Annotated in this window: 6 protein-coding genes; 5 read left to right on the forward strand and 1 reads right to left on the reverse strand. The window is 77.5% G+C overall.

Translation table 11 applies throughout. The annotated features are described in order from the left end of the window. The 5 genes from GL263_RS16535 to GL263_RS16555 all read left to right on the forward strand — a co-directional run. Positions 1-755 (forward strand): CocE/NonD family hydrolase C-terminal non-catalytic domain-containing protein (locus GL263_RS16535; protein ID WP_323379433.1); only part of this gene is annotated, 755 nt, incomplete at its 5' end. Then, on the forward strand, positions 752-2,140 hold the full coding sequence (locus GL263_RS16540) for a YcaO-like family protein (RefSeq protein ID WP_438947968.1): 1,389 nt from the start codon (positions 752-754) through the stop codon (positions 2,138-2,140). The genes GL263_RS16535 and GL263_RS16540, both read left to right, overlap by 4 nt. Before the next feature lie 8 nt (positions 2,141-2,148). Continuing rightward, entirely contained in the window at positions 2,149-3,354 is a 1,206-nt protein-coding gene (locus GL263_RS16545; protein WP_228456557.1) for a nitroreductase family protein, read from the forward strand. Further along, on the forward strand, positions 3,348-5,087 hold the full coding sequence (locus tag GL263_RS16550; RefSeq protein ID WP_182856494.1) for an ABC transporter ATP-binding protein/permease: 1,740 nt from the start codon (positions 3,348-3,350) through the stop codon (positions 5,085-5,087). Before GL263_RS16545 ends, GL263_RS16550 begins: the two co-directional genes overlap by 7 nt. Then, positions 5,084-6,865, forward strand: coding sequence for an ABC transporter ATP-binding protein (locus GL263_RS16555; RefSeq protein WP_182856495.1), 1,782 nt, complete (start codon positions 5,084-5,086; stop codon positions 6,863-6,865). Before GL263_RS16550 ends, GL263_RS16555 begins: the two co-directional genes overlap by 4 nt. Here the strand turns inward: GL263_RS16555 and GL263_RS16560 are convergent. After that, positions 6,866-7,957, reverse strand: a 1,092-nt coding sequence (locus GL263_RS16560) for a PucR family transcriptional regulator (RefSeq protein WP_182856496.1), incomplete at its 5' end; no start/stop codon positions are given.

The following is a 7,957-nucleotide window of genomic DNA, read 5'->3' on the forward strand; positions in this document are numbered from 1 at the left end:
CCTGGGGGCACGGCCTGACCGCCCAGCCCGGCCCCGACGCCGACCCCGCCCACCGGCTCGCCCTCGGCGCGCTCTACGCCCGCTGGACGCGAGCCGCGCTCGCCGACACCCTCGCACGTGACCGCCGCGGCGTCGTCGCACTCGGCGGCAGCCCGCTGTGGCTGACCACCGACAGCACCGCCCCCGGCCACGCGCTGCCGCTCGACGGCGCCGCCGGCCTCCGCCTGCTCGGCGGCGCACGCTTCACCGCCGACCCCGACCGGCCCGTGCGGTCCGACGAACTCACCGTGCTACCAGAGCCGTTGGACCGAGCGGTGGCGGCGACCGGACCGCTGCCGCGCCCGCTCGACCTGTTCGGCCCCGCCGAGGTCCGGCTCCTCGCCCGCTCCAGTACACCGAGCGCCGACTGGGTCGCCCGACTTGTCGCCGTCGACCCGGCCGGGCACGCCGCGCCGCTGGCCACCGGCATCGCCCGGCGACAGCACCGACCGGACAGCGCGGCCGCGTTGACCGTCCCGCTCGGTCGGCTCGCCCGGCGGCTGGCGGCCGGCACGAGACTGCGGCTGGAGGTCGCCGGCCACCACTTCCCGGCGCACGCCCGCAACCCCCACACCGGTCAGGACCCGCTCACCGCGACCGAACACCTGCCGTCCGAGCGGGAGTTGATCCCCGAGGCCAGCGTGCTGCTGCTGCCGCGCCTGGAACGCGGCGCCTTCACCGCATCCGTCGACCCCCTACAGGAGATATGCCGATGAGCCGCCCGACGAGCCTTCCGCTGGAAGCCCTGGTCGACCCCGTGTGCGGCGTCGTGCGCTCGGTCGGGCCGGTGCCGCACCCCGAGGGCGCCCCGCCGCGCTACACCGCGATGACCGCCGAGGTCGCCGACGCCCGCCACCTGGGCGCCTGGCCCGCCGACCGGGTCTCACTGGGCACCACCTTCGGCGACCCGGACGGCGCACGCCTGGCCGCCGTCGCGGAGGCCGTGGAACGGTACTGCGGCAACCGGGTACCGCCGCCCGGCCACCCCGACGAACCGCTGCGCGCCACCGCCGACGAACTCACCGCCAAGGGACTGCGGTTGTACGGCCCGGACGACGTGCCGCGCAACGCGCCCTGGCAGTACGACCGACCCGGCTTCCCCTACCGTCCGCTGGACGGCGACACGCCGGCACTCTGGGCGCGCGCCGAGGAGCTGCTGCCCGGCGGCGAGCGCGCCGAGTGCTGGGCCCCGGTGTCCCTGACCTACCTGAACTGGCGTCAGGGCGACCTGCGTTCGCTGCCCCGTACCCACCACCTCAACTACGCCGGCATCGCCACCGGCCAGGGCCTGGACGACGCGGTGGAACGCGGCCTGTTGGAGGTCGTCGAACGCGACGCGCTGGAACTGTGGTGGCAACTGGGCGGGCCCGCGCGCGGGATCGACCCCGACAGCGTGCCGGGCCTCGCCGCCGACCTGGCCGGCAGCGGACTGCGGGTGTGGATCGTCGAGATGCCCTCCGAGTTCGCACCGTGCATGGCGGCCCTGGTCTTCGACCCGGCGAGCGGGGTGTACGCGGCCGGGTTCGCCTGCCGCCTCGACCCGGCGGAGGCCGCCCGCAAGGCGGTCCTGGAGGCCGTGCACACCTGGGTGTTCACCCTCGGCGTCACCGACGCCGACGGCTGGGTCTTCCGTTCCGTCGACGCCGGCCTGCTGGCACGCGGCCTCTACCTCGACCACCGCGCCGACGGTCGCTACCTCGACTCCAGCGGCACCCACTTCGCGTCCGTCCGCGACCTGGGCGCCCACGTCCAGGTCTGGCTCGACGAGCGGGTGCACCCGTTGGCGGAACGGTTCACCGCGCCGGCCGGCGGACGTGTCCCGGTCGACCGGGTCCCGGCCGCGACGCGCGCGGAGCTGGACGAGAGGCTGCACGCCGGCGGCCACCGCGTCGTCGCCGCCGACCTCACCACCGAGGACATCAGGGAAACCGAACTGCGCGTCGCCCGCGTGCTGGTGTCCGGCCTGGTTCCCAACGCCCCTGCCGCCTTCGGGTACTTCGGCTGCCCGCGCTTCGGGCAGGCCGCACTCGCCCGGGGCTGGCGGGAGACGGCGCCCGTCGAGCCGGCCGACTTCACCCTCACTCCGCCGCCGCACATGTGAGGCCGCCGATGCGGTACCCGCACGACCCCGACACCACCGTCCACGACGGAGCCCCCCTCACCACCGGAGCCGAGCCGGAGGAGGACCTCACCGCCCAACTGGCCCTGGCCCGCAGCGTCCTGCGACCGGGCCCCGACACCCCACCCGGTCCGCCGGTCCCGGCGTGGCCCGGCGAGGCGCTCCCACTGCCACCCGCCGACCAGGACCGGCTCGACCTGGACAGCCTGCTCCGCCTCTCGCTGGCCGCCTCACCGACCTCCGGGCGGCTGCGACCGAACCCCTCCGCCGGCGGCCGCCATCCGGTGGACGTGATTCTGGACGTCGGCGCGCGTTGCACGCTGCCGCCCGGGCGCTACGGCTACGACCCGCTGCGCCACCGCGTCCACCGCCTGTCCGCCACGGTCGCGCCGGCGCTCGGGACCGCCGGGGCGACCGTGGCCCTTTCGGTGACGATGCAGCGGACCCGCAGCCACTACGGCCACCGGGCCGGGCCGCTGGCGCTGCTCGACACCGGCCACGCGGCGGGAGCGCTGTACGCCGCCGCGCTGTCCCTCGGCCTCCCCGAGCCGCGCCTGGACCTCACCGGCACGCGCCCCGAGCCGCTGGCGACCGTCACACTGCGGCCTGCCGTCCACCGTGCCACCGGTGACACCACCGCACAGCGGTCGCTCACCGCCCGGAGAAGCGCGGACCCCGCCCTGCTGACCGGCACGCCGCCCCCGGCGGCACTGGCGGCGGTGCTGGCCGCCGCCAACCGCCATGGCGGGCACCTGCGTTGGTGCGTCGCCGCCGGCGACCAGGAAGCCCTCCTGGAACTCGACGACCGCCACCCGTCCACCGCCGTGCCGCCTCCGCTGCGCCGCCTGGCGGCCGGTGACGCCCGCCCCACCCTGGCCGCATGGGCGGCAGGGCAGGGCTGGCTCGCCCACACGGGGGCCGTACTGCTCGGCTACGGCTGCCCCGAGGACGCCGCGCCGCCCGCCATCCGGGCCGCCCACCTGCACGCCGGCCACGCCGTGCACCAGGCCTCGCTCACCGCCGCCCGGCTCGGCCTCCCCGCCCGGCCCGTCGGCTCCTGGCAGGGCGCCGACCTCGGGGCCGCGCTCGGCGACCCGCCCGGCCGCGACTGGGTGGTCCACGGCCTCGCCCTGGGCGGACCGCGACCCCGCACGTCCGACCCGACGTCCACCACATCCGAGGACCCACCATGTTGATCCACCCCGAGCTGCGTCGCGCCGCGGACACCGCCCGACGGCCGCTGCTCGCCGCGACCGGGCTGCTGGCCGCCGTCACCGTCACCCACCTGCTCCAGGCCGTCGCCCTCGCCTTCGCGCTGGCCGCCATCGCCGGCGGCGACGCCCACCGGGTGCCGGCACTGCTGGGCGCGGTACTGGCCCTGGTGGCACTCCGCGCGGTCCTCGGCTGGTGGCAGCGGGACACCGCCGCCCGGGCGGGGGCGCGGGTCCGGGTGCGGCTCCGCGACACCCTGCTGGCCCGGCTCGCCGCCGCCGGCCCCTCGCGGCTCGACGCCACCCGCGCGGGGGCCGTGCGCACCACGCTCGTCGACGGCGTCGAAGGCGTCGACGCCTACGTCTCCCGCTACCTGCCGCAGCTGCTGGTGACCGTCGTCGCGCCCCCGCTGCTGCTGGTCGCGGTCGCCGCCGTGGAGCCGTACGCGCTGCTCGGGCTGGTGCCCGCGCTGCTGCTCGCGCTGTTCGGGCCCCGGCTGTGGGACCGGCTGCTCAGCCGCCGCGGCAAGGAGCACTGGGACAGCTACGAGGCACTGGGCGCCGACTACCTGGAGGCGCTGCAGGGCATGCCGACGCTGCGCGCCACCGGGGCTGTGGCCCGTACCCGCCGACGCCTGGAGAAGCGGTCCGCCGCCCTGCACCGGGCGACCGTCGCCAAGCTACGGGTCTCCCTCGCCGACACCGGGCTGACCGACCTGGCGATCCAGGGCGGCACCGTCGCCGCGGCCGTGCTGGCCTGCTGGTCGGCCGCGACCGGCCGCACCACGGCCGCCGGCACCTACCTCGTCCTGCTGCTCGCCTCCGAGTGCTTCCGCCCGGTGCGCGACCTGGCCCGGGAGTGGCACGCCGGCTACCTGGGCGTCTCCGCCGCCGACGGCCTGGCCGAACTGCGCGCCCTGCGGCCCGCGGTGCCGGACCTCGGCGGCCACGTCGTCACCGCCCGTTCCGCGCCCGAGATCCGCTTCGAGAACGTCCGCTTCGGCTACGGCGACCACGGCGCCGACGTGCTGCGCGGCGTCGACTTCACCGCCCGCGCCGGCCGCATCACCGCGATCGTGGGCCCCTCGGGCGCCGGCAAGTCCACCCTGCTCGCGCTGCTGCTGCGGCAGCACGACCCGCGTGAGGGCCGCATCCTGATGGACGGCCGGGACATCGCCGACCACACCCTGGCCTCCCACCGCCGGCAGATCGCCGTCGTCTCCCAGGACACCTACCTCTTCCACGCCAGCGTCGCCGACAACCTGCGCCTGGCACGGCCCGACGCGACCGACGCCGACCTGGTACGGGCCGCCCGCAGCGCCGGCGTGCACGACGAGATCACCGCGCTCCCCGACGGCTACGCCACCGTCCTCGGGGAACGCGGCGCCACCCTGTCGGGCGGCCAGCGGCAGCGCCTCGCGCTCGCCCGCGCCCTGCTGGCCGACGCCCCCGTCCTCGTCCTCGACGAGGCGACCAGCTCCGTCGACGAGCGCCGCGAGGCGGACATCACCGCCGAACTGGTCAAGGCCGCCGGCGGCCGCACCCTGCTGATGGTCGCCCACCGACTCGCCGCGGTACGCCACGCGGACCGCATCGTCGTACTCGACCAGGGCCGCGTCGACTCCGTCGGCGACCACCGCAGCCTGCTCGCCGCCGACGGCGTCTACGCCGCACTCGACCGCGCCGGCCGGACCCGGGAAGGCGGAATCGCCGCATGAGCAGCACCCTCGACACGACCACACCCGGCAACAAGCCCGCCGACGCCGAACGCCCGCCGCGCGGCGCGTTGCGCGCGCTGCTTCCCGCGCTCGCCGGGCACCGCCTCATGGCCGCCCGCACGGTGGCCGCCGCCCTCGTCGAACAGGGTTCACTCGTCCTGCTGGTGACCCTCGCCGCGCACACCGTCGGCGTCGCCGTCATCGAGGGCCGGGCGCCCGGCGGCGCGGTGGTGGCCGCGCTCGTCGCGCTGGTCCTGGTGCGGGCGCTCGCCACCTGGCGGGAGATGGACCTCTCCCACGACCTCGCCTACCGGGTGCTCGCCGAGCTGCGCGTGCGGGTCTTCGACGGGCTGGCGCGCAGCGCGCCCGCCCGCGTCGCCGGCCGCCGCAGCGGCGACCTGGCCGCCACGGCGATGGCCGACGTCGAGGCGCTGGAGTTCTTCTACGCCCACACCACCGCCTCCGTCCTGGCCTCCGGCACCGTCTTCGGCGCCGGCACCGCGGTGCTCGCCACCCTGGACCCCTGGCTCGCGGCGGCCGTCGTGCCGTGCGCGGCGCTGCTGCTGCTCGCCCCCGTGCTGGAGGGGCGGGGGCGGGCGGCACGCGGCGCCCGCACCCGGGCCGCCGGCGCCAAGCTGTCCGCCGACACCGTGGAGACCGTCGACGGGCTGCGGGAGCTGCTGGCCTTCGACGCCCTCGACAAGCGCCGCGCCGCCCTGCGCGAACAGGGCGAACGGGTCGGCCGGGCGCAACGCGCCGAGGCGGTGTGGGAGGCGGGCGCCGCCGCCGTACGCGAGACGCTGATCGTGCTCGCGCTGCTCGCGGTGGTCGCCGCCGCCGGACACGCGGCGCTCACCGGCCGGCTGCACGGGCCGTGGGTCCCGGCGGCGCTCGCCCTCTCGCTCGCCGTACTGGCCCCCGTCGCCGAGGCCGCCCGCGCGCTCGGCCAGGCGGCGGGCCTGCGGGCCGCCGCCGCCCGGGTCGGCGCCGGCGTCCGCGCACCGGCGCTCGCCCCGGAACCGGCCGCGCCCAGGCCGTTGCCGAGCGGGCCGCTGGGCCTGCGGCTGCGCGCGCTGCGCTTCGACTACGGCGGCGTTCCCGTACTGGACGGCGTGGAACTCACCGTGCCGCCCGGCCAGACGCTCGCCCTGGTCGGTGCCTCCGGCGCCGGCAAGTCCACCTGCGCCGGGCTCATCGCCCGCTTCTGGGACCCGCGGCAGGGCGCCGTCCAACTGCTCGCCGCCGACGGCTCGGCGCTCGACCTGCGGGACGTCGCCGACGCCGACCTGCGCCGCGCGGTGGCCGTCGTCGGCCAGGAGGCGCCGCTGTTCCACGGCACGCTCGCCGAGAACCTGCGGCTTGCCGCGCCGGAGGCGGACGACGAGGAACTGGCCCGGGTGGCGCGGCTGTGCGGCGTCGACCGGATCGCCGCCGCGCTGCCCGAGGGCATGGCAAGCCCGGTGGGCGAACGCGGCGCGACGCTCTCCGGCGGCCAGCGCGCCCGGGTCGCGCTGGCCAGGGCGCTGCTCGCCGGGCCCCGCGTCCTGGTCCTGGACGAGACGACCGCCCACCTGGACAACAGCGGCGAGGCGGAACTGGCGGCCGCGCTGCGCGCCGGGGCGGCCGGGCGGACGACCGTGGTGATCGCCCACCGGCCGGCCACCATCCGCCGCGCCGACCGGATCGCCGTCCTGGAGAACGGGAGGATCGCCGAGACCGGCGACTGGCGCGAGCTGACCGCCGCCGGCGGCGCCCTGACCCGCGTCCTCGGCGCGTGATCAGCTCATGCGCAGGGCGAGGAAGAAGTCGAGCTTGTCCTCCAGCCGCGACAGGTCGCGACCCGTCAGCTGCTCGATGCGCCCCACCCGGTAGCGCAGGGTGTTCACATGCAGATGGAGCCGGCTCGCGCAGCGCGTCCAGGAGCCGTCGGAGTCCAGGAAGGCCTCCAGCGTGGTCATGAGTTCCGCGCGGTGGCGCGTGTCGTAGTCCCGCAGCGGGTCCAGCAGCCGGGCGGTGAAGGCGCGGCGCACGTCGTCCGGGACAAACGGCAGCAGCAGCACGTGGGAGGCCAGTTCCTCATGGCCGGCCGCGCACACCGGGCCCGGTCGGGCGGCCGCCACCCGACGGGCGTGCCGCGCCTCCTCCAGGGCGCCGCGCAGGCCCTCGGCGGACACCACGGTGGCGCTCACCCCGAGGGTGACCCGGCCGTCCTCGCCGAGCCCCCGGCTGAGCGGTCCGCGTACCGCCTCCAGCAGGCCGTCCGCGCGCAGGCCGCGCCCGGCGACACCGGCACGGGCCTCCCCGTCCTCGCCGGCGGCGGGCCCGCGCTCGCCGGGCGCCTCCGGCTCGGCGGGCAGCGGGACCAGCGCCACCGCCTCGTCCCCGCTCTGCGCCACCGCGAAGCGGTCCAGCGCCTCCATGCCGTCGCCGCGCGGGTCGGCCAGCACCTCCTCCAGCAGCGAGCGGGCGACCGGCCCGGCGGGGAAGCGCGCGTCCCGCCACTCCACGCCCGCGACCACCACCTGCCAGGCCGGTGACGAGCCCAGCCCCGGCAGGAGGACGGGCGCCGCCATCCGCAGCCGGGCCGCGATGTCCGCGGGCGGCGCGCCGGCCTGGACCAGGTCCAGCACCTCCTGCGCGAGCCGCCGGCGTACCGCGCGGGCGGCCTCCCGCTGCTCGCGCTCGACGGCGATCAGCCGGCTGACGCCGTGCAGCAGCTCGATCCGCTCCGCCGACCAGTCGCCGGCGTCGGCCTCCACGGCCAGCAGCCAGTCGGACAGCACCGTCTTGCGGAGGTCCTCGCCGTCCCCGCCGACGGCAAAAAGCGAGTACGTCACCGGGACGGCCGGGGCGCCGGGGGAGGGCGGGTG

It is taken from the genome of Streptomyces durbertensis (assembly GCF_014156695.1).
In the GTDB taxonomy this organism is placed as follows: Bacteria; Actinomycetota; Actinomycetes; order Streptomycetales; family Streptomycetaceae; genus Streptomyces; species Streptomyces durbertensis.